At 70.5% G+C, this 21,736-nt stretch carries 17 protein-coding genes; 14 read left to right on the top strand and 3 right to left on the bottom strand.

Annotation, left to right across the window (positions count from 1 at the left end; all coding sequences use genetic code 11):
* Nucleotides 1-8: 8 nt before the first annotated feature.
* Nucleotides 9-572, bottom strand: a complete 564-nt coding sequence (locus tag A6A29_RS17785; RefSeq protein ID WP_073721060.1) for a hypothetical protein — start codon at nucleotides 570-572, stop codon at nucleotides 9-11.
* Nucleotides 573-714: 142 nt separating this feature from the next.
* Here A6A29_RS17785 and A6A29_RS17780 point away from each other — a divergent pair, with 142 nt between their 5' ends.
* From A6A29_RS17780 to A6A29_RS17740, 9 genes are all read left to right on the top strand, one after another.
* The gene (locus A6A29_RS17780) at nucleotides 715-1,158 is read left to right on the top strand and encodes a winged helix-turn-helix transcriptional regulator (RefSeq protein WP_073721089.1); all 444 of its coding nucleotides are present in this window, start codon (nucleotides 715-717) and stop codon (nucleotides 1,156-1,158) included.
* A gap of 139 nt (nucleotides 1,159-1,297) precedes the next feature.
* Nucleotides 1,298-2,281, top strand: coding sequence for a DUF1702 family protein (locus A6A29_RS17775; protein WP_079182825.1), 984 nt, complete (start codon nucleotides 1,298-1,300; stop codon nucleotides 2,279-2,281).
* Nucleotides 2,282-2,376: 95 nt separating this feature from the next.
* The gene (locus tag A6A29_RS17770) at nucleotides 2,377-3,363 is read left to right on the top strand and encodes a DUF1702 family protein (protein WP_073721058.1); all 987 of its coding nucleotides are present in this window, start codon (nucleotides 2,377-2,379) and stop codon (nucleotides 3,361-3,363) included.
* Nucleotides 3,360-5,288 carry a CRTAC1 family protein gene (locus A6A29_RS17765; RefSeq protein WP_079182824.1) on the top strand — a complete coding sequence of 643 codons (1,929 nt, stop codon included), beginning with the start codon at nucleotides 3,360-3,362 and terminating at the stop codon, nucleotides 5,286-5,288. The genes A6A29_RS17770 and A6A29_RS17765 overlap by 4 nt, the downstream gene beginning before the upstream one ends.
* Entirely contained in the window at nucleotides 5,285-6,403 is a 1,119-nt protein-coding gene (locus A6A29_RS17760) for an enediyne biosynthesis protein (protein WP_073721056.1), read from the top strand. The genes A6A29_RS17765 and A6A29_RS17760 overlap by 4 nt, the downstream gene beginning before the upstream one ends.
* Entirely contained in the window at nucleotides 6,400-12,213 is a 5,814-nt protein-coding gene (locus A6A29_RS17755; protein ID WP_073721055.1) for a type I polyketide synthase, read from the top strand. Before A6A29_RS17760 ends, A6A29_RS17755 begins: the two co-directional genes overlap by 4 nt.
* A gap of 5 nt (nucleotides 12,214-12,218) precedes the next feature.
* Nucleotides 12,219-12,683: an acyl-CoA thioesterase gene (locus tag A6A29_RS17750; protein ID WP_073721054.1), complete on the top strand. Its 465-nt coding sequence runs from the start codon at nucleotides 12,219-12,221 to the stop codon at nucleotides 12,681-12,683.
* Nucleotides 12,680-13,228: a flavin reductase family protein gene (locus A6A29_RS17745; protein WP_073721053.1), complete on the top strand. Its 549-nt coding sequence runs from the start codon at nucleotides 12,680-12,682 to the stop codon at nucleotides 13,226-13,228. Before A6A29_RS17750 ends, A6A29_RS17745 begins: the two co-directional genes overlap by 4 nt.
* On the top strand, nucleotides 13,225-14,574 hold the full coding sequence (locus A6A29_RS17740; RefSeq protein ID WP_073721052.1) for a cytochrome P450: 1,350 nt from the start codon (nucleotides 13,225-13,227) through the stop codon (nucleotides 14,572-14,574). The genes A6A29_RS17745 and A6A29_RS17740 overlap by 4 nt, the downstream gene beginning before the upstream one ends.
* A 65-nt stretch (nucleotides 14,575-14,639) precedes the next feature.
* Here the strand turns inward: A6A29_RS17740 and A6A29_RS17735 are convergent, their stop codons facing one another.
* Both A6A29_RS17735 and A6A29_RS17730 read right to left on the bottom strand, forming a co-directional pair.
* Nucleotides 14,640-15,416 (bottom strand): helix-turn-helix domain-containing protein, encoded by a 777-nt coding sequence (locus A6A29_RS17735; protein ID WP_073721051.1) that lies wholly within the window; start codon nucleotides 15,414-15,416, stop codon nucleotides 14,640-14,642.
* 25 nt (nucleotides 15,417-15,441) lie between these two features.
* A complete protein-coding gene (locus A6A29_RS17730; protein ID WP_241838532.1) occupies nucleotides 15,442-16,539 on the bottom strand; it encodes a transcriptional regulator in 1,098 nt (365 codons plus the stop codon).
* Nucleotides 16,540-16,857: 318 nt separating this feature from the next.
* Between A6A29_RS17730 and A6A29_RS17725 the strand changes: the two genes are divergently transcribed.
* The 5 genes from A6A29_RS17725 to A6A29_RS17705 all read left to right on the top strand — a co-directional run bounded on the left by A6A29_RS17725 (nucleotide 16,858) and on the right by A6A29_RS17705 (nucleotide 21,716).
* Nucleotides 16,858-17,388 carry a DUF5987 family protein gene (locus A6A29_RS17725; protein WP_073721087.1) on the top strand — a complete coding sequence of 177 codons (531 nt, stop codon included), beginning with the start codon at nucleotides 16,858-16,860 and terminating at the stop codon, nucleotides 17,386-17,388.
* Entirely contained in the window at nucleotides 17,385-19,043 is a 1,659-nt protein-coding gene (locus tag A6A29_RS17720) for an FAD-dependent oxidoreductase (protein ID WP_073721050.1), read from the top strand. Before A6A29_RS17725 ends, A6A29_RS17720 begins: the two co-directional genes overlap by 4 nt.
* Before the next feature lie 179 nt (nucleotides 19,044-19,222).
* On the top strand, nucleotides 19,223-19,693 hold the full coding sequence (locus A6A29_RS17715; RefSeq protein WP_073721049.1) for an acyl-CoA thioesterase: 471 nt from the start codon (nucleotides 19,223-19,225) through the stop codon (nucleotides 19,691-19,693).
* 159 nt (nucleotides 19,694-19,852) lie between these two features.
* Nucleotides 19,853-20,656, top strand: a complete 804-nt coding sequence (locus A6A29_RS17710) for a TIGR03084 family metal-binding protein (RefSeq protein ID WP_073721048.1) — start codon at nucleotides 19,853-19,855, stop codon at nucleotides 20,654-20,656.
* A 73-nt stretch (nucleotides 20,657-20,729) separates the two neighbouring features.
* Nucleotides 20,730-21,716 carry a prephenate dehydrogenase gene (locus tag A6A29_RS17705; protein WP_073721047.1) on the top strand — a complete coding sequence of 329 codons (987 nt, stop codon included), beginning with the start codon at nucleotides 20,730-20,732 and terminating at the stop codon, nucleotides 21,714-21,716.
* Nucleotides 21,717-21,736: the final 20 nt, after the last annotated feature.

Below are 21,736 nucleotides of genomic sequence, written 5' to 3'. Positions count from 1 at the left end.
CCGCCGTTTCAGTCCTTCGGGGCGCAGGCACAGCGCGCGGCGGCGTTGTCGGCCCGCCCCGCACGGGTGTGGTAGTACATCGCCACGATCATGGGGATGGTGACCAGCGTGTTGTAGAAGAGGTGCAGTTCCACGCGCGGCGCGATGAGCTGGATGATGCTCGTCGGGGCGGCCTTGCCCATCAGGTACGAGCCGGCGAGCGCCTGGACCAGGAGCAGCAGGTGCTCGAAGTGGTGCCACACCTGGATGCCGAGCGAGGTCTTCCACCAGGTGCCCGAGCGGCCGGTGAAGCCCGAGCGCAGGAGGAAGAGGCCCACCATCATCACCAGGGCGTAGCCGTAGTGCATCCACTCCGAGGTGACCAGCCACGGGAACGGCACCCCGAGGACGCCGCGCGCCTCCGGTATCGGCCAGCCCATGACGTAGATCTGGACCGCCTGGACGAGGTGCTCCGCCCAGTGCGCGACCACGATGAACAGGAAAACGCGCAGGCCGAGTTGATGGTGCCTGCTGTTGAGCAAGTCGATCTGGCCCCGCACTCCGTGCGGCGGCGCTGCGGTACTCGTTGCCATGCTGAACCTCCATGATCCGGGACGGTGGCTCATCACAGCACAGCAGTCGCGCGCCTGTACGGGCTTCTTCCTGCTTGCCGAATCCGCCCGCGCGGGCACTCGATCGAGTCCTTTCACGCAACTCACGGGTTACGGTCCGGGCATGCTGCCACGGACATATGAAGGACAGGACTGCTCGCTTGCCCGTGCCCTCGAAGTGATCGGGGAGCGCTGGACCCTGCTGATCGTCCGTTCGGCCCTCCTGGGGGTCAAACGGTTCGACGGGTTCCTCGGCCATCTCCCGATCGCCCGCAACGTACTGACCAACCGGCTCGCCCGTCTCGTCGATCTCGGCATCATGGAACGGGTGCCGTACCAGGACAAGCCGGTGCGCCACGAGTATCCGCTCACCCCGATGGGGCGGGACCTGACCGTGGCCGTGGTCGCCCTGATGCAGTGGGGCGACCGGAACCTGCCCACTGAGCTGGGCCCGCCGAGGCGCGCCGAGCACATCGGCTGCGACGGTGATGTACAGGTGCGGATGGGGTGCGTCTCGTGCGGCCGCGACATCCATGACGAAGAGGTCGCGGTGCGCCGCACGCGCTGAGTTGACACGCCCTTCCGGTGCCCTCAAACCCCTTTCAGCGCACCGGTGTTGCGCATTTGCGAAGATGCCCTGATCTTTGCCGCCGCCCGACCATGAGGCCCGTCGCCACCCCCCTGGTGGCCGGTCGAGGAGGCACCGCGTGGCAACGGCAATGGGCTCTCTGCGCAGACTGATCATGGCTCCGTCCCTGCGTGACGTGAGCTTCGCCGGCCGTGGTTTTCCGGTCGTCGAAACCGCCGCCACCAGACAGCTGGAAAGCATCCCGCAGGCGGTGGTGACCGGCTTCGAGTGGGGCATCGAGTCGAAGGACCTGTGGGAGATCGAGCGGCGGTTGTCCCTGGTCGACCTGGAGGTGCAGGGCTTCGCCTACGAGGGCGCGACCATGGCCTCGGTCATCCGGGACTCGATGCCCGGCCGCGGCGGGCGCACCCGGGAACTCCTCCAGGGCGCCGGACGGCGGCACATCTTCCTCAACTACATCGGCATCGGCTTCGCCATGGCGAAGCTGCCAAGACCGCTGTGGAAGAAGGTCATGCCCGACGAGCTCGACGGCGAGGAGTTCTACCCGCCGATGACCTGGCTCGCCGTCGACGGCTACGGCTTCGACCGCGCCTACTTCGACCCCGCCCGCTGGGTCGACGAGCAGCGCCTGGACACCCCGTACGCCTGGGACGGGCACCCGGACTACTTCCAGCGGGCGGTGGACCAGGGCATCGGGCGCGCCCTGTGGTTCATCCACGGCGCGCAGGTCGAGCATGTCTCTTCCGCCGTGCGCAGGTTCGCCTCCGAACGCCGGCCGGATCTGTGGGCGGGCGTCGGACTGGCCGCCACCTTCGCGGGCTGCTCCACGGCCGACGACCTGGCCGCGCTGCGCACCGGGGCCGGCGAGCTGCGCGGCCATGTGGCGCAGGGCTCCGTCTTCGCGGCGAAGGCCCGTCACTTCTCCTCCACCGTCCCCGAGCACACCCGGACCGCGCTGCACGCGCTGGCCGGGATCACCGTCGAGGCGGCGGCCGCGCTCGCGGACGACGCCGCACCCGCGCCGAGCGCGGACGGCGAGGTCCCCACGTACGAAATCTGGCGGCGCGCGGTGCGTGAACAACTGCTCGTGAATGCCCGTTGAGCATTTCTGGAGTAGACGGCCCGGTACACCGATTGAATATGTTCGATTAAGTGTACGGGAAATTCAGGTAAAGGAATCGAGGGGCGGTCTTTTAGGTGTCCATCTTGCGTGCGCTGAGGCGCCGAGTCCTCACACCCAATGTCCGGGAAACGCAGCTGGAAACACGCGGATTCCACGTCAAGAACGCGGAGGCCAAACAGCAGCTGGAATCCGTCGGGGCGAGTTTCCTCCAGGGGTACGCCTATGCGGTCGAGGCGCGTTCCGCGGACCAGGCCGTCGAATGGCTGGAGACCGTTCCCCGGGCCTTCCGCGGGTTCGCCTACGAGGGCGCCGGTATGGGCGCCGTCATGCTCGACTCGCTGACGGGCAGCAACAAGCGGCTGACCGGAATCCTGGAGGGCGAGGGCCGGCACCACAACTACATGATCTACGTCGGCATCGGCTGGGCGATGGCCAGGCTGCCGAAGTTCCTGTGGCCCGACGTGACCGGGACCGACCCGGTGCTGCGCTGGCTGATCCTGGACGGATACGGCTTCCACCAGGCGTACTTCAAGACCGACGCCTACGTCCGCGACCCCGGTCGGGACCACCCCTTCAGCTGGAAGGGCGGCCCGGACGCCTACAGCGCCCGCGTCATCGACCAGGGCATCGGCCGCGCCCTGTGGTTCGTCGGCTGCACCGACCCCGACGTCGTCGCCGGACTCATCGGCGCCTACCCCGCCCACCGCCACGGCGACATGTACGCCGGTGCGGGGCTCGCCTGCACCTACGCGGGCAGCGCCGACGCGGACGAGCTGCTGCGCTTCGCCGAGCACGCGGGCGTGCACCGGTCGAACCTGGCGCAGGGCTCCGCGTTCGCCTGCGAGGCGCGCGAGCGGGCGGGCACGACGATCGCCCATACGCATGTGGCGGCCCGCGTCCTGTGCGGCGGCCGGACCCCGGAGGAAGCCGCGCGGGTGTGCACCGACTCGGTGCCCGCGGGCTGCGACGGCGGCGACATCCCGGCCTTCGAGACCTGGCGGCAGCACATCGCCGCCGCGATCACTTCCGTTCCGCACGCGCAGAAAGGCGCCGTCGCATGACACACCCAATTTCCTGGCTGCGAAAGCAGGCGCCCGGAGTCGTGGCACTGGCTCTCATGGTCAGCACCTTTTATGCGGTGAAGCCGCACGAGTCGAGTGCTGCGGAAAAAGCGGAACTGGCCCAGAATTTCGCCTTCGAGCCGATGGCGATAGCCATGCCGGGCGGATTCAAGCAGCAGACCGTCCGCAAGGTGAACAAGGCGTACAAGCACATCGAGGCCTGGATCTCCTCGGTCGGCGCGGGTGTCGCGATGAATGACATCGACGGCGACGGGCTGCCCAACGACCTCTGCATCACCGATCCGCAGATCGACCAGGCCGTGGTCACACCCGCGCCGGTGCCCGGCCGCAAGAGTCCGACGTACGCCCCGTTCGCACTCGACCCGTCGCCGCTGCCCAAGAGCGACATCACGGCCCCGATCGGCTGTGTCCCCGGCGACTACAACGAGGACGGCGCCACCGACCTCCTCGTCTACTACTGGGGCCGCACCCCCGTCATCTTCCAGGCGAAGAAGGACGCCGTCGAGGCCGGGACACCGGTGAGCGCCGAGCGCTTCGAGCCCGTCGAGCTGGTGCCCGGCAACGGCGGCAGCGTCTACACCGGCCCGCTGTGGAACTCCAACGCCGCGGCCGTCGCCGACTTCGACGGCGACGGACACAACGACATCTACATCGGCAACTACTTCCCCGACAGCCCCGTCCTGGACGACACCAAGGACGGCGGTGTGACGATGAACGACTCGCTGTCGCACGCCCAGAACGGCGGCGGCGGTCACTTCTTCCGCTGGACCGCGTCCGGCTACCAGGAGATCAAGAACGTCCTGCCGGACTCCATCGACAAGGGCTGGACGCTCGCCGTCTCCGCCACCGACCTCGACGGCGACCAGCGCCCCGAGATCTACCTCGCGCACGACTTCGGGACCTCGGCGCTCCTCTACAACAAGTCGACGCCCGGGAAGTTCAAGTTCAGCCAGGTCAAGGCCAAGCACACCGCGACCACCCCGAAGTCCAAGGAGATCGGCCGCAGCTCCTTCAAGGGCATGGGCGTCGACTTCGGTGACCTGGACAACGACGGCGTGTACGACGCGTTCGTCTCCAACATCACCACGTCCTTCGGTATCCAGGAGTCGAACTTCGCCTTCATCGGCACGGCCAAGGACAAGGCCGACCTGCGGGCCAAGTTCCGCGACGGCGTCGCCCCGTACAAGGACGAGAGCGCCCCGCTCAACCTCGCCTGGTCCGGCTGGGGCTGGGACGTGAAGATGGGCGACTTCGACAACAACGGCATCCAGGAGATCACCCAGGCCGTCGGCTTCGTCAAGGGCAAGCGCAACCGGTGGGCCCAGCTCCAGGAGCTCGCCACCGCCAACGACGGGCTGACCAAGCACCCCTACTTCTGGCCCAACGTGGAAGAGGGCGACGACCTCGCCGGTGACCAGCACATCCGCTTCTACGTCAAGAACAAGGACGGCGACGCCTACAGCGACCTGTCCAAGCAGCTCGGCCTGGCCGTGCCCGTGCCCACCCGCGGCATCGCCACCGGTGACGCCGACGGCGACGGCCGCCTCGACCTGGTCGTGGCCCGCCAGTGGGAGGACCCGGTCTTCTACTGCAACATGAGCGAGAACGCCGGGGACTTCCTGGGCCTCAACCTCACCGACGAGGCCGGCTCGCCCGTGATCGGCGCACAGGTCACCGTCACCCTGTCCGACGGCAGCACCCGGATCGGCCGGGTCGACGGCGGCAGCGGCCACTCCGGCAAGCGCAGCCAGGACGTGCACATCGGCCTCGGCAAGGAGGCCGACGGACCGGTGCAGACCCACCTGACCTGGCGCGACCGCACCGGACAGGTGCGCAACAAGGAACTCCAGTTGAGCCCCGGCTGGCACTCCCTCCAGCTCGGCACCGATGCCAAGGAGAAGTGACCGTGCCTGCCGAACAGACCACCGGTGCCGCCCCACGGCACAACGTCAAAGTCGTCACCGCGCTCCGCCGGTTCGCGATCTCCATCTCCATCCTCAACATCGCCGGGTACACCTTCCTCGGCTTCGAGCAGCCCTGGCTGTGGCCCTTCATCGCGGTCATCACCGCCTACACGGTGGAGATCGGTCTGGAGGCGCTCAGCGCCCGCGGCGAGAAGCGCGCACCCCGCTACGCGGGCGGCGGCTTCAAGGGGATGGTGGAGTTCCTCTTCCCCGCGCACATCACCGGACTCGCGGTGAACATGCTCACGTACGTCAATGACCGCGTCTGGGTCATGATGTTCGGCGTCATCGTCGCCGTCGGCACCAAGTGGGTGCTCCGCGCCCCGCTCAAGGGCCGTATGCGGCACTACATGAACCCGTCGAACTTCGGCATCGCGATGATCCTGCTGCTCTTCCCGTGGGCCAGCATCGCCCCGCCGTACCACTTCACCGAGTACCTGTACGGCCCCGCCGACTGGGTCCTCCCGGCGATCATCCTGACCCTGGGCACCCTGCTGAACGCGAAGCTGACGGGCCGTATGTGGCTGATCAGCGCCTGGCTGGTCGGCTTCGCCCTCCAGGCCGTCATCCGCGGGCTCGTCATGGGGACCTCCATCCCCTCGGCGCTCGGCATGATGACCGGGGTGGCCTTCATCCTCTTCACCAACTACATGGTCACCGACCCCGGTACCTCGCCCTCCAAGCGCTCCTCCCAGATCGCCTTCGGCGGCGGCGTCGCCGCGATGTACGGCGTGCTGACCGGGCTCGGCATCGCGTACGGCATCTTCTTCGCCACCGCACTCGTCTGCCTGATCCGCGGCGGCTACCTGTGGGCCCTGCACTTCCTGGCCAAGCAGCGCGCCGCGGAGGCCAAGCAGGCACAGCAGGCCGAGCAGGCTCCGGCGAAACCGGCCGAGCAGCTCGCCGCCGTACCGGCTCACGTACCGGCGCACGCCCCCGTACCCGTCGTCGCGGCGGTCCCCTCCGGTGACCCGTGCCAGGACGGCACCTGCTTCCACGGCAAGTGCGCGGCAGCACGGGCGGAGAACGACAAAAAGGTGGCGATGCCCGTATGAGCAGGATCGCGATAGTCGGGGTGGCGTGCAGCTACCCCGATGCCACCACCCCACGCGAACTGTGGGAGAACGCGGTCGCCGGACGGCGCGCCTTCCGCAAGCTGCCCGACGTACGTATGCGCCTGGACGACTACTACGACCCGGACCCCACGGTCCCGGACAAGTTCTACGCCCGGAACGCCGCGGTCCTCGAAGGGTACGAGTTCGACCGGATCGCCCACCGCATCGCGGGCAGCACCTACCGCTCCACCGACCTGACGCACTGGCTCGCCCTGGACACCGCCACCCGGGCACTGGCCGACGCGGGTTTCCCGGTCGGGGAAGGACTGCCCAAGGAGCGCACCGGCGTCATCGTCGGCAACACCCTCACCGGTGAGTTCTCCCGCGCCAACGTGATGCGGCTGCGCTGGCCGTACGTACGCCGGGTGCTCGCCGACGCCCTCAAGGGCCAGGACTGGAGCGACGACCGCCTCGGCGAATTCCTCGAAGGGGTGGAGGACGCCTACAAGAAGCCGTTCCCCGCCATCGACGAGGACACCCTCGCGGGCGGCCTGTCGAACACCATCGCCGGACGGATCTGCAATCACTTCGACCTCAACGGCGGCGGCTACACCGTCGACGGCGCCTGCTCCTCCTCGCTCCTGTCGGTCACCACCGCCTCCACCTCGCTGCTGAACGGCGACCTCGACGTCGCGGTCGCCGGTGGCGTCGACCTGTCCATCGACCCCTTCGAGATCATCGGCTTCGCCAAGACCGGAGCACTCGCCAAGAAGGAGATGCGGCTCTACGACCGCGGCTCCAACGGCTTCTGGCCGGGCGAGGGCTGCGGAATGATCGTCCTGATGCGCGAGGAGGACGCACTCGCCGCAGGACACCGCGTCTACGCGTCCATCGCCGGCTGGGGCATCTCCTCCGACGGCCAGGGCGGCATCACCCGCCCCGAGGTCAGCGGATACCAGCTCGCCATGTCCCGCGCCTACGAGCGGGCCGGTTTCGGCATCGACACCGTCCCGCTCTTCGAGGGCCACGGCACCGGCACCGCCGTCGGCGACGCGACCGAACTCACGGCGATCATGGGCGCCCGTGCGCAGGCCGACCCGAACGCACCCACCGCCGTCATCAGCTCCATCAAGGGCATGATCGGCCACACCAAGGCCGCCGCCGGAATCGCCGGACTGATCAAGGCCGCGATGGCCCTGGACGCCGCGATGCTGCCGCCCGCCATCGGCTGCGTCGACCCGCACGAGCTGCTCACCGACGAGTCGGCCAACCTGCGGGTCCTGCGCAAGGCGGAGGCATGGCCCAGGAACGCACCGCTGCGCGCCGGGATCACCGCCATGGGATTCGGCGGGATCAACACCCATGTCGTCCTCGACAAGGCGGTCCCCGCCAAGCGGCCTGCCGTCAGCCGCCGCGCCACCACCCTGGCCAACTCCCTCCAGGACGCCGAACTGCTGCTCCTGGACGCCGAATCACCGCAGGCGCTCAAGGAACGCCTCACCCGGGTCGCGGACTTCGCCGCCCAGGTCTCCTACGCCCAGCTCGGCGACCTGGCCGCCACCCTCCAGCGCGAACTGCGCGAACTGCCCCACCGGGCGGCCGTCGTCGTCACCTCGCCGGAGGACGCCGAACTGCGGCTGCGCAGGCTGGCCGACGCGACGGACACGGACGCCGGCTCACCCATCACGCTCTCCCCGGACGGCCGCACCTTCCTCGGCCGGGCCACCGAGGAGGCCCGCATCGGCTTCCTCTTCCCGGGCCAGGGCTCGGGCACCTCGACCGGCGGCGGCGCACTCGCCCGCCGCTTCACCGAGGCCGCCGAGGTGTACACCCGGGCCAAGCTGCCCACCACCGGCGACATGGTCGCCACCGACGTGGCCCAGCCCCGCATCGTCACCGGCTCCACCGCCGCACTGCGCGTCCTGGACGCGCTCGGCATCGAGGCCGACGTCGCCGTCGGCCACAGCCTCGGCGAACTCTCCGCCCTGCACTGGGCGGGCGCCCTGGACTCCACCACCCTGCTGGAGGCGGCCCGGGTCCGCGGTGCGGCCATGGCCGAGCACAGCGCCTCGGGCACCATGGCCTCCCTGGCCACCACCCCCGAACAGGCCGGGGCGCTCATCGAAGCGCTCCCCGTCGTCATCTCCGGGTACAACGGCCCCCGGCAGACCGTCGTCGCCGGACCCGTCGACGCCATCGCCACCGTCGCCGAACGGGCCGGACAGGCCGGTGTCACCTGCACCCGCCTGCCGGTCTCGCACGCCTTCCACTCGCCCCTCGTCGCCCCGGCCGCCGACTCCTTCGGCGACTGGCTCGACGAAGCGCGCCTGGACGAGCTGGAGCGCCGGGTCGTCTCCACCGTCACCGGCGAGGAACTGGAGAGCGACGCCGACCTCGCCAAGCTGCTGCGGCAGCAGATCACCGACCCGGTGCTGTTCACCCAGGCGGTACGGTCGGCCGCCACCGACGTCGACCTGTTCATCGAGGTCGGCCCCGGCCGGGTGCTCGCCTCCATGGCGGCGGCCACCTCCGACGTACCGGCCGTCGCCCTGAACACCGACGACGAGTCCCTGCGCGGACTGCTCCAGGTCGTCGGCGCCGCCTATGTGCTGGGCGCCCCGCTCATCCACGAGCGGCTCTTCAACGACCGGCTGACCCGGCCGCTGGAGATCGGCGCCGAGTTCAGTTTCCTGACCAACCCCTGCGAGCAGGCACCCGATGTCGCCCTGCCCGCCGCCCGCGCCCCCCGTACGGAGAGCTCCGGCGGCGGCGCCCCCGCACCGGCCGGCAGCTCGGCGGGGGAGTCGGCACTCGACGTCCTGCGCGCCCTGGTCGCCGAACGGGCGGAGCTGCCGCCCGAACTGGTCGACGAGAACAGCAGCCTCCTGGACGACCTGCACATGAGCTCGATCACGGTCGGCCAGATCGTCAACCAGGCAGCCGTCCAGCTCGGCCTCACCGCCGCCCACGTACCGACCAACTTCGCCACCGCGACGGTGGCCGAACTGGCCGAGGCGCTCACCACACTGGCCGAGACCGGCGGCGACGGCGCGGGCACCGCGGCCGTCGTGGCGGGCTCCGCCGCCTGGGCCCGTCCCTTCGCCGTCGACCTCGACGAGATCGCGCTGCCCGCCGCCGTACCGGGCGGGGAGAAGGGGACCTGGGAGCTGTTCACCGCCCAGGACCACCCCTTCGCCCAGGACGTGCGAAACGCCCTGGAGAACGCCGAGGTGGGCTCCGGGGTCCTGGTCTGCCTGCCGCCCGCCTGTTCACGCGAACAGATCGCACACGCGCTGAACGGTGCCAAGGCCGCCCTCGCGGGCGACCGCGAACGCCGCTTCGTCCTGGTGCAGCACGGCCGGGGCGCGGCCGGACTGGCCAAGACCCTGCATCTGGAGGCACCCCACCTGCGGACCACCGTCGTCCACACCCCGGTGGCCCCCGGTGCCGCGGAACGGGTGGCCGCCGAGGTCGCCGCGACCGGCCGCTTCAGCGAGGTCCACCTCGCCGCCGACGGCAGCCGCCGCGTCCCGGTCCTGCGCGCCCTGCCCGTCCGCGCCGAGCACAGCGACCAGATCCTCGACGACTCCGACGTCCTGCTCGTCACCGGCGGCGGCAAGGGCATCACCGCCGAGTGCGCGCTCGCCGTGGCCCGGCGGACCGGCGTCAAGCTGGCCGTCCTCGGCCGGTCCGACCCCGCCCGGGACGAGGACCTCGCCGCGAACCTGCGGCGCATGGCGGACAGCGGGGCGACGGTGCGCTACGCCGCCGCCGACGTCACCGACCCGGCACGCGTCGCCGAGGCCGTCGCCGAACTCACCGACGCGCTCGGCCCCGTCACCGCCGTACTGCACGGGGCGGGCCGCAACGAACCCGCCGCGCTCACCGGCCTCGGCATGGACACCGTCCACAGCACGTTCGCCCCCAAGGTCGACGGGCTGCGCACCGTCCTGGATGTCGTCGGCGAGGAGAACCTGAAGCTCCTCGTCACCTTCGGCAGCATTATCGGCCGGGCCGGACTGCGGGGCGAGGCGCACTACGCCACCGCCAACGAATGGCTGGCCGACCTCACCGAGCAGGTCGCCCGCGACAACCCGGACTGCCGTGCCCTGTGCATGGAATGGTCCGTGTGGTCCGGCATCGGCATGGGTGAGAAGCTCTCCGTCGTCGAGTCGCTGTCCCGCGAGGGCATCGTCCCGGTCTCGCCCGACCAGGGCGTCGAGATCCTGCTCCGGCTGATCTCGGACCCGGACGCGCCCGTGGTGACGGTGATCAGCGGACGTACGGAAGGCATCGAGACCGTACGCCGGGACCTGCCGCCGCTGCCGCTGCTGCGGTTCACCGGCGCCCCGCTCGTGCGCTACCACGGGGTCGAGCTGGTCACCGAGGTCGAACTGAACGCCGGTACCGACCTCTACCTCGCCGATCACCTGCTCGACGGCAACCTGCTGCTGCCCGCCGTGTTCGGCATCGAGGCCATGGTCCAGGTGGCGTCCGCGGTCACCGGCCGCACCGACGTACCGGTCATCGAGGGGGCGCAGTTCCTGCGGCCCATCGTGGTGCCGCCCGCCGGGACCACCCGGATCCGGATCGCGGCCACCGTCACCGACACCGACACGGTGGACGTGGCCATCCACGCGGAGGACACCGGCTTCGTCGCCGAACACTTCCGCGCCAGGCTGGACTACTCCGGTACGCCCATCCCGGACGGGCCCCCGGCCCAGGTGGGCCCGGACGTCCCGGCCGCCCCGCTGGACCCGGCGGCCGACCTGTACGGCGGCGTCCTCTTCCAGGGCGAGCGCTTCCAGCGGCTGCGCCGCTTCCACCGGGCCGCCGCCCGGCACGTCGACGCCGATGTGGCGATCGGGGCGCCGTCCGGCTGGTTCGCCGGATTCCTGCCGGGCACGCTGCTGCTGGCCGACCCCGGTATGCGGGACGCGCTGATGCACGGCAACCAGGTGTGCGTCCCCGACGCGACCCTGCTGCCGTCCGGCATCGAGCGGCTCTACCCGATGGCCGCCGGCGCCGATCTGCCGGAGGAGGTGCGCTACTGCGCCACCGAGCGTTACCGGGACGGCGACACCTATGTGTACGACATCGCGGTACGCACCCCCGACGGCACCGTCGTCGAACGGTGGGAGGGGCTCACCCTGCACGCCGTCCGCAAGACGGACGGTTCCGGACCGTGGGTCGCCCCGCTGCTCGGCTCCTACCTGGAGCGGACCCTGGAGGAGGTGCTCGGCACCCACATCGACGTCGCCGTCGAACCGGACCTGCCCGGCACCGGAGACTCCACGGCCGACCGCCGCGCGGCCACCGCGCGGGCCGTCCAACGGGCCCTGGGCGAGAGCGCCGAGGTGCGCTACCGCCCCGACGGCCGCCCCGAGCTCGACGGCGGGAGCCACCTCTCGGCGGCCCACGGCCTGGGGGTGACCCTCGGGGTCGTCGCCGCGTCGACCGTGGCCTGTGACGTCGAAGCGGTCAACATCCGCAGCGCCGCCGACTGGGAGGGACTGCTCGGCGAACACGGCGAGCTGGCCGCCCTGGTGGCCAGGGAGACGGGGGAGACCCCCGACACCGCGGCGACCCGTGTGTGGGGCGCCGTCGAGTGCCTGCGGAAGGCCGGACTGCTCGGCGGGGTGCCCCTGACCCTGGTCCCGCAGATCCGGGACAACTGGGTCGTCCTCACCGCGGGCGGACTGCGCATCGCCACCTTCGTCACGGCACTGCGCAACGCGCTGGAACCGGCGGTGTTCGCCTTTCTCACGGACGCAGGGGACACCGCGCGGGCTCCGGGGGCGGAAGGGTGAGCGCCATGACGGCGACGACGGACCCGGGCGACCACTTCGCGTACCGGCACACGGTGGCCTTCGCCGAGACCGATCTCTGCGGCACCGCCGACTATGTGACGTACATGAACTGGCAGGGGCGCTGCCGCCGGGAGTTCCTCCGCGAGGCGTTCGGCCTCGCGGAGGAAGGGGCCGACGGCACGCGGCTGTTCACCCTCCAGGTGGACTGCGAACTGCTGGAAGTGGTCAAGGCACTCGATCAGCTGTCCATCCGGATGCGGGTGGCGGACATCGGCCACACCGAGTTCGACCTCGTCTTCGAGTACGTCAAGGAGGACGGTGAGGTGCTGGTGGCCCGTGGCCGCCAGCGCGTCGCCGTCATGAGCGGTCCACCCACCGCCCCTGTTCCCGCACTGATCCCCGACGTGCTGGCGCGAGCGCTGGCCCTCTACGCGGCCGGTTCGCGGCCGTCGGCTGGGAGGCAGATATGAGTCTGATGGCTGCTCCGCCCGCGGAGCTCGTCAACCTGCTGGACAGTAAACAACTACGAGGAACGTTCGGGGCGTTCCCCACCGGGGTCACCGTGGTGACCGTCGGCGGGGAGGCCTCGCGGGGCATGACGGCCAACTCCTTCACCTCCGTCTCCCTCGCACCGCCGCTGGTGCTGTTCTGCGTCAACAAGGACGCGGTGATGCACCGCAGCCTCGACCAGTCGTCCACCTTCTCCGTGTCGGTGCTCGGCGCGGGCCAGGAAGCGGTGGCCCGGCACTTCGCCAACCGGTCGCGCCCCGCCGGGGCGGGCCAGTTCGACACCGTCGACTGGCTGCCGGGACGGGCCGGCGACGCCCCTCTGATCGACGGGGCGGTGGCCCACCTGGAGTGCGAGAAGTGGCGGGTGTACGACGGGGGCGACCACACGATCTTCCTGGGCCAGGTCCTCACCGCCGCGCGCTGGCCCGTCCGGGAGGCCCTGCTCTTCGCCGACGGGCGCTTCCGCCGGTTCCTCCCCGAACAACGCGAAGGCAGGGCGGCATGAGCGTCGATCCGCCCGGACCGCCGGTCCGGGCCCTGCCGGGGCTCCTGAAGAAGCTCGCCGTGGACCGTCTGGGAATGATCCAGGACGCGGCCGACCTGGGCGACGCCGTCCGGGTCTCCATGGGTCCCAAGAAGCTCTACGTCTTCAACCGGCCCGACTACGCCAAGCACGTCCTGGCCGACAACAGCGCCAACTACCACAAGGGCATCGGCCTGGTGCAGGCCCGCCGGGTACTGGGCGACGGCCTGCTCACCAGCGACGGCGAGGTCTGGCGCAATCAGCGCCGGGCGGTGCAGCCCGCGTTCAAACCGGGCCGCATCAACCAGCAGGCCGACGCCGTCGCCGAGGAGGCGGCCAAGCTCGTCGCCCTGCTGCGCACCCACGAGGGCAGCGGCCCGGTCGACGTCCTGCAGGAGGTCACCGGACTCACCCTCGGGGTGCTCGGCCGCACGCTGCTCGACTCCGACCTCACCGCGCACGACTCCGTCGCGCACGCCTTCGAGGGGGTCCAGGACCAGGCCATGCTGGAGATGGTCAGCCAGGGCATGGTGCCCTGGTGGCTCCCGCTGCCCGCGCAGGGGCGCTTCCGCCGGGCCCGCCGGGAGCTGTACCGGGTCGTCGACCTGCTGGTGGCCGACCGCAGCGCACGGATGGCCGACGGCGAGTCGGCCGACGACGCCCTGTCCCGGATCATCGTCGCGGCCCGCAAACAGCAGCGCGACCCCGCCAAGGTCCGCGGACGGCTGCGGGAGGAACTGGTCACGCTGCTGCTCGCCGGGCACGAGACCACGGCCAGCACCCTCGGCTGGACGCTCCACCTGGTGGAACGCCACCCCGAGGTGCGCGCCGCGGTGCGCGCGGAGGCCCGCGCCGTCCTGGGGGACCGGGTCCCCGACGTGGACGACCTGCACCGGCTGACGTACACGACGATGGTGGTGCAGGAGGCCATGCGGCTGTACCCGCCGGTGTGGGTGCTGCCGAGGGTCGCCCAGCAGGCCGACGAGGTCGGCGGCTTCCGGGTGTCGGCCAAGGCGGACGTGCTGATCTGCCCGTACGTCATGCACCGCAATCCGAGCCTGTGGGAGGAGCCGGAGCGGTTCGACCCCGAGCGGTTCGACCCGCAGCGGGTCGCCAGCCGGCCCCGGTACGCGTACATCCCGTTCGGCGCCGGACCGCGGTTCTGTGTCGGCAGCAACCTCGGGATGATGGAGGCGGTGTTCGTCACGGCCCTGGTCACCCGGGACCTCGAACTGCGCACCGTCCCCGGCCACCGGGCGGTGGCCGAGCCCATGCTCTCGCTGCGGATGCGCGGCGGGCTCCCGATGACGGTGCACCCGGTGGGCTGACGGCACGCGGACACGGAAGAGAGGGCCGGACGCGGAGTGATCCGCGTCCGGCCCTCTCTTCTGTGTCAGTGCGTCGCCACCCGCTGCTGTACGGCGCCGTTCTCGGCGAACCGGGCCACCAGGAGCGGCGGGTCGAGCTCGTCCGGGCGGCGCAGCACCATGTCGGCCGGACGCAGCAGCGCGCCGGGGTGCACCGAGACCGGGCCGTGCTGCCCGACGGACAGGATGTCGGCGCCGTCGGAGCCGAAGGAGCGGTGCTCATGGCCGTAGGGCACGGAGTGGACCAGGACGTACCAGGTGCCGCCGGGCAGGCCCCGCAGTTCGAAGGCACCGGGTCCGTCGAGCATCGTCCAGCGCACCGGCTGGCCCTGGCGGACCCGGCTGGGGAAGAGCCCGACGAAGATGTTGCCCGGCTCCTGGCCGGGGGCGAGGACGATACGGCCGCGCAGCGTCAGGCTGTGGGCGACGGAAGGGGTACGGACCGTGGTGGCGGGGAAGTTCGGCATGACACCGCCGAAATCCCGGAAAGCACTCGGCGAGAGCCCCACACACGCCTTGAATCGTGAACTGAACGTACCGACGCTGCTGTATCCGACCTGACTGCTGATGTCGGCGACGCTGAAATCCGTATGTGTCAGAAGTCGCTTCGCTTCCTGAATCCGCAGTGCGGAGAGAAAACGTCCGGGAGAGGTGCCGGTGACTTCACGGAAGATCCGGGTGAAGTGAAACTTGCTGAACATCGCCGTGCGCGCCATGTCGTCGATCGTCAGATCCTGGCCGAGGTTGACGTGCATGTAACCGATGACTCGGCGGACAGCGTGCTCGATGGTATTGGTGGTCACCGTATCTCCCTGTCGAGGCGTGGCGTCAACGTCGAGTTGGCTGAGTCGTACGGATTTCCGGGATGCCCGCCGATCCGGTGTGCCGGCGCCTGACCAGGTCCTCGGCGAAGCGGCGCCAGGCGTCGGAGCAGTGCTGGGCCAGCTCGGCCATGGAGTCGACGCAGTGCGGAGGTACGGCGTCCGCGCGCTTGCGCCACGCCTCGTCGACGATGAAGCGGGTGTGCAGCCAGCGCACGAACTCGCGGCCCGAGTCGGTATGGCGCAGGGACGGGTCGTTGGCGAGCTTGCGCAGCGTGTCCATCGGGGCGCGGGACCTGGGGGAGAACGGTGCCCGGGGGGCCCGTACGGCTGCCTGCGCGGCCGGGTCCGCGGCTGTGGCCTGATCCGGTGCGGGGAGGGCGCCGGGGGCCTGTGCGGGCTCCTGGTCCGGGTTCTGACGCATGGCGGGCCCGGTGGCCTGCCGGCTCTGCGGGACCGGGTCCTCGCCGCGCAGCAGCCGGCGGCGGACGTCGTGCGCGGTCCCCAGCGAGAGGCCGGTGCGCTCGACGACGGCCCGCAGGGGAAGGGCGGGGTCCCGGGTCAGCAGTGCCGCGGCGTGGATGCGTTCGGCGGTCCGGTCGAGCGGATGGGCCCGGCCGTCGGCTCCCGTACGTATGTTCAGCAGCGGAGAACCCGCAGCTGAACAGACTCGTACACCGGCGACGGTCTTGGCGTCGAGGCCCACGTGCGTGGCCACCGCCCGGTCCGAGAGGCTGGGGTGCGAGGCCAGGATGCGCTGGGCGGCGGTCTTGCGGTCGGCCACCGACAGCGGCAGTCCGTTCGAGATGTTCGCGGACACGGACTGGAGAAAGACCTGGTCCTCGGCGCCCTCGAAGAACCTCACCTCGACCGCTTCCAGCCCCTTGAGGGTGGCGGCGCCGATGCGGTGCATACCGTCGACCACACGCATGGTGGGCCGGTGCACGAGGACCGGGGGCAGGGACGTGTAGACGGCCGCCAGCCTGCGCACATGGGAGGGGTCGATGCCATTGAGGCGCGGTGAGTCCGCGGGAATGAGTGCATCGATCCGTACGAGGTGCGTGGGATGTTCCGGTACACGCAGATCAGCGTCTGCACTTTTCACGTTTCCCCCAAGCATGAGACCGGGCCCACTTCCGCATCCCGTTTTCGACGCAGAAGGAAATGTCACGTGCGGGTGGTGAATGCATCCAGGTTCCGAGCCTAGTGAGCAGTGTGCCGATGGGCCTGATTCAGATGCGGTGACGGGGCAACTCAGGGGAGTCGGGTTCAACCTCACGACTACTTTGGCGAGTTGCTTGAACCAGGAGACCGGTTCTAGCTTTCTGTCACGCCGCAAGGCGCCCCACTCGGCACTATCCGAAAGGAGAGAGCATTGCGAAACGAAAATGAGCGAGTGGCGCCGGACGGCGAACTCCGGACGATGACACTGGAGGCCTATGCCGACACGATCATTCCTGGACAGAAGCGCTCGCCCGAGGACCGCGCCATCGCCGGTGTCTCCACCGGCGGCGGCGCCGTCCAGGCCGGGGCTCTGGAGCTCCTCGAATGGGATGCCACCGGCATCCACGACGGTCTGGACGACCTGGCCCGCCTCGTCAACGAGCACGCCGAGGTCTACGCCAGGGAGCAGGGCCTGACCCTCGACCCGTCCGTACCGCCCTTCGTGGCGCTGGAGTACCCCGACCGCGTCGCCCTGATCCTCCGGCTGACGAAGCCCGGTCACCCGGAGAAGGACTTCTGGGTGATGCTCTCCCTCTTCTGCAACATGTCCTTCGACTCGGCCGCGCACCTGCACACCGCACAGGCACTGGCGGACGGTCACCCCGGGCTCGCGGCCATGGGCCTCTCGCATCCCGACGCGGACGGCCTGTGGCGCTTCAAGGACTTCGGCTACGGCCGGGAACTCGCCCGACTCCACCCCGACACCACGTCTTCCGGGAGCCCAGCATGAGCAGCACGGCCGAGCGCACGGACGTCCTCGTCATCGGCAGCGGTTTCGGTGGCGCGATCGCCGCCTACCACCTGGCCGCCGGCGGCGCCAAGGTCACGGTCCTGGAACGCGGACCGTGGCTGGAGAGCAACGACTTCGAGCACGACTACAAGCTCGGCTCGTCCTACACCCGGGCCTTCGACTTCGTGGTCGGCAACGGGATGAGCATCCTCGGCGGCAACTGCGTCGGAGGCGGCAGCGTCGTCTACTTCGCCGCAATGCCGCGTGCCCCGCGCTTCGTCTTCGACCGGCAGGGCTCCATCGGCCGCCGGATGTGGCCGGGCGCGGTCAGCCGCGACACCCTCGACCCCTGGTACGACCGGGTCGAGGAGTCGCTGTCGATCGCCAAGCAGGACTGGAACGACGTCAGCTACGCCGGTGGCCTGTGGGCCGCCGCCTGCAACCACTCCGGCCGCACCGCCAACCCGCTCGCCGTCGCCATCGACAACACCAAGTGCGTCAACTGCAACTGGATGATGGCCGGCTGCCGCTTCGAGGCCAAACAGTCGCTGCTGGTCAACTACCTGCCGGCCGCCATCGCCCACGGTGCGGAGATCCGCCCCCTGCACGAGGTGCAGCACATATCGCGCACCTCCGACGGCGACTACCAGGTCCACTACAACGTCATCCACGACGAGGACTACCGCCTCCAGGCCGGCAGCGGCGTGATCGAGGCGAAGATCGTGGTCATGGCCGCCGGAGCCGGTGCCACCCCGGTCATCCTCCAGCGCAGCGAACCCCACCTCGGCACGATGCCGCGGGCCGTCGGCCGCTACTTCTCCGGAAACGGGGAACGGCTCAACACCGCCATCATCGACGAGGAGAAGGCCGCCGAGCTGTTCGGACTGGACCGCGGCGACGGACTGGCGTACGCCGCCAACCAGATCGGCAAGGGCCCCACCGTGGCCAGCTGGGACAAGCTGGACGGCTCACTGCCCGAGTACTCCCGCTACTCCCTGGAACAGCTCTACTTCCCGCCGGGCCTGGGCACGATCCTCGCCCAGGTCCCCGACGCCACCGGCGCGAGCTGGTTCGGCAAGGAGAAGAAGGAGATCCTCAAGAAGTGGACGTCCTGGCTCACGATCTTCTCGATGATCGAGGACGACAACGAAGGAGTCTTCGGGCCGCCGCCCGCCACCGGTAACGCCCACCGCATCTCGCAGCAGATGCTCGGCCGGGGCAACCTGACGTACGAGCCGACGAAGAACACCCTGGGCGCCTGGGACGCCTCCGACGCCGAGGTCAAGGAGATCCTGGAGAAGGACGGCCTGGCCAAGGTGATGCCCTGGACCAACGACCTGGTCGGTGCCTACACCGTCCACCCGCTCTCCTCCTGCCGGATGGGCGACGACCCGCACACCTCCGCGCTCGACGACCGCAACGAACTCCGCGACCACCCCGGGATCTTCGTCACCGACGGCTCCGCCGTGCCCGGTGCGCTGACCGTCAACCCCGCGATGACCATCGCCGCGCTCGCCGAGCGCGCCATCCCCGGCATCGTGCGGGCCGCCCAGGCCAAGGGAATCGCCGTCACCTACGGCGCCCCCGCCCCCGACGGCTCCCGCAGCGGCCGCAAGAAGGTCCTGCCGCTGCTGCCCACGCTGACCCGCGCCTGAGCACCCGCGCCCGCGCACCGGCGCATCCGCGTACCCCGCGCACCCGGCACACCACGCGTCCGACCGGCGAGAGATCGCCTCGGGCGGACGCGTCCGGCGAGTGAGTTGTTTCAAACAACCGGCTGAACGCCGGACCTGACCACCGACGACACCCGGATCATGACGAAGGGCTACGGACGATGACTGCGACGACGGACTACTTCGAGTACACCCACACGGTCGGCTTCGAGGAGACCAACCTCGTGGGCAACGTCTACTACGTGAACTACCTGCGCTGGCAGGGCCGCTGCCGGGAGCTGTTCCTCAAGCAGAAGGCGCCCGCGGTGCTGGCCGAGGTGCAGGACGACCTCAAGCTCTTCACGCTCAAGGTGGACTGCGAGTTCTTCGCCGAGATCACGGCCTTCGACGAGCTGTCGATCCGGATGCGGCTGGCCGAACTGGGCCAGACCCAGCTGGAGTTCACCTTCGACTACGTGAAGGTGACCGAGGACGGCGGCGAGACCCTGGTGGCCCGCGGCAAGCAGCGGATCGCCTGCATGCGCGGCCCGAACACCGCCACCGTTCCCTCCCTGATCCCCGCGGCCCTGGCCGAGGCGCTCGCGCCCTACTCGGGCCAGACCCGTTCCCTGGCCGGCCGGGCCGCCGCCTGACCGCGAACCGCGCGGCGATCCCTTCGCACGCCCAGTGAGTTGCTTCACGGGACCGACCCCGATCCCTTCGCACGCCCAGTGAGTTGCCTCACGGGACCCAACCCGTCCCGGGTCCCGGCTCCACCCCGACCTCGAAGTCCGTATGAGAAGGAGAAAGAAATGAACACCCTCAATGACGTTCTCAAGCACCTGACCGCCGACATCGACGAGGTCGCCCGGCTGGTGGAGAACATCGACGACGAGGCCTGGCACACCCCGACGCCCGCCCCGGGCTGGAGCGTCGCCGACCAGATCGCCCACCTCACCTTCATCTTCACCCTGGCCAGGACGGCCGCCTCCGACCCGCAGGCGTTCAAGGCCATCACCGCTTCGGCCGCCGGGAACTTCAACGGCGCGGTGAACGCCGCGCTCAAGCAGTTCAACGGCTTCCCGCCCAAGGAACTGCTCGCCCGCTTCCGTGCCCAGGGCGAGGCGTCGGTCGACGCGCTCGCCGCCGTCCCTGCGGGTCAGGTCGTGCCGTGGCTGGTCAACCCGCTGCCGCCGGTCGTGCTGGCCTGCGCCGGGATCATGGAGCTCTTCGGCCACGGACAGGACATCGCCGACGCGCTGGGAGCCCGCAGGGAGCCCACCGAGCGGCTGCGCAACATCGTCGACTTCGCCTGGCTGACCCGCGACTTCGGTTACGAGTCGCACGGTCTGACCCCGCCCGCCGAGCCCCTCCGCTTCGTCCTGACCGCCCCGTCCGGCGATGTGTGGACGGCAGGCCCCGAGGACGCCACCGACACGATCCAGGGCCCCGCGCACGACTTCGCCCTGCTGGTCACCCGGCGCCGGCACCGCGAGGACCTCGCGCTGACCGCGACCGGTGCGAACGCCGAGAAGTGGCTGGACATCGCCCAGGCCTACCGCGGCCCGGCCGGTGAGGGACGCAAGCCGGGCCAGTTCGCGGACGACCGCCGGTGAGCCGCCCGGTCGGGCCCCGCCGCCCGCACCGCCATCCCCGTACCCGCGCCAGAAGCCCACCAAGGAGAGCACCATGACCACCACCGGCCTGGAACGCGTCATCGTGATCGGCAGCGGCCTGATCGGTACGTCCATCGCGCTGGCCCTGACCCGGGCCGGCGTGGAGGTCGCCCTCGACGACCTCGACGCCGGCGCACTGGACCAGGCGCGGCGGATGGGGGCGGGGACCGTACTGACCGAGGACACCCCGGTCGCCGACCTCGTGGTGATCGCCACCCCGCCGTCCGCCGTCGTGGACACCCTGTGCGACGCCCAGGCCCGGGGGCTCGGCCGCGCCTACACCGATGTGGCCGGTGCCAAGGAGCACATCTGGACGGAGGCCGAGCTGCGCGGCAGCGACCTGCTCGGTTACGTTCCCGGACACCCGATGGCGGGCCGGGAACTCTCCGGCCCCGGCGCGGCGCAGGCGGACCTGTTCACCGGGCGGCCCTGGATCCTCTGCCCGTACCCGACCGTCGATCCCGAGGCGCTCGCCGCCGTCGACGAGCTGGTCTTCGTGTGCGGGGGTCGTCGCAAGGACCTGACACCGGCGGCGCACGACCGGGCGGTCGCCGCCCTCTCGCACGTACCGCAGGTGATCTCCTCCGCGCTCGCCGCCCAGCTCACCGACCTCGGTCCCGAGGTGCTGTCGCTGGCCGGCACCGGAGTGGGTGACACCACCCGGATCGCGGGCAGCGATCCCCGGCTGTGGGCCGACATCCTGGGCCAGAACGCCGCGTCCGTGGCGGACACGGTGGAGCGGATGGCCGGTGAACTCGCCTCACTGGCAGCGGAGTTGAGGAAGGGCGGGGCCGATCCGTCGGACGCCGCCGGTGAGCTGGTGGCCCGGGGGAACCGGGGCCGCGCGGCACTGCTCGCCGCCCGCCCCCTGTCGGCGGCCCGGCTGCGGGACCTGCCGGTGGCCGCCCTCACTCCGCTCCGGGCACAGCACCGCTCCTCGCGTCTGCGCGCGGGCAGGCCCGCCGGGCCGATGCCGCGCATCCACCGCCTCGCCGGATGACCGCCCGGTCACCGGCGGGT

Origin of the sequence: Streptomyces sp. TSRI0281 (assembly GCF_001905125.1) — a bacterium.
In the GTDB taxonomy this organism is placed as follows: Bacteria; Actinomycetota; Actinomycetes; order Streptomycetales; family Streptomycetaceae; genus Streptomyces.
This window is presented reverse-complemented; position numbering and strand designations above follow the sequence as displayed.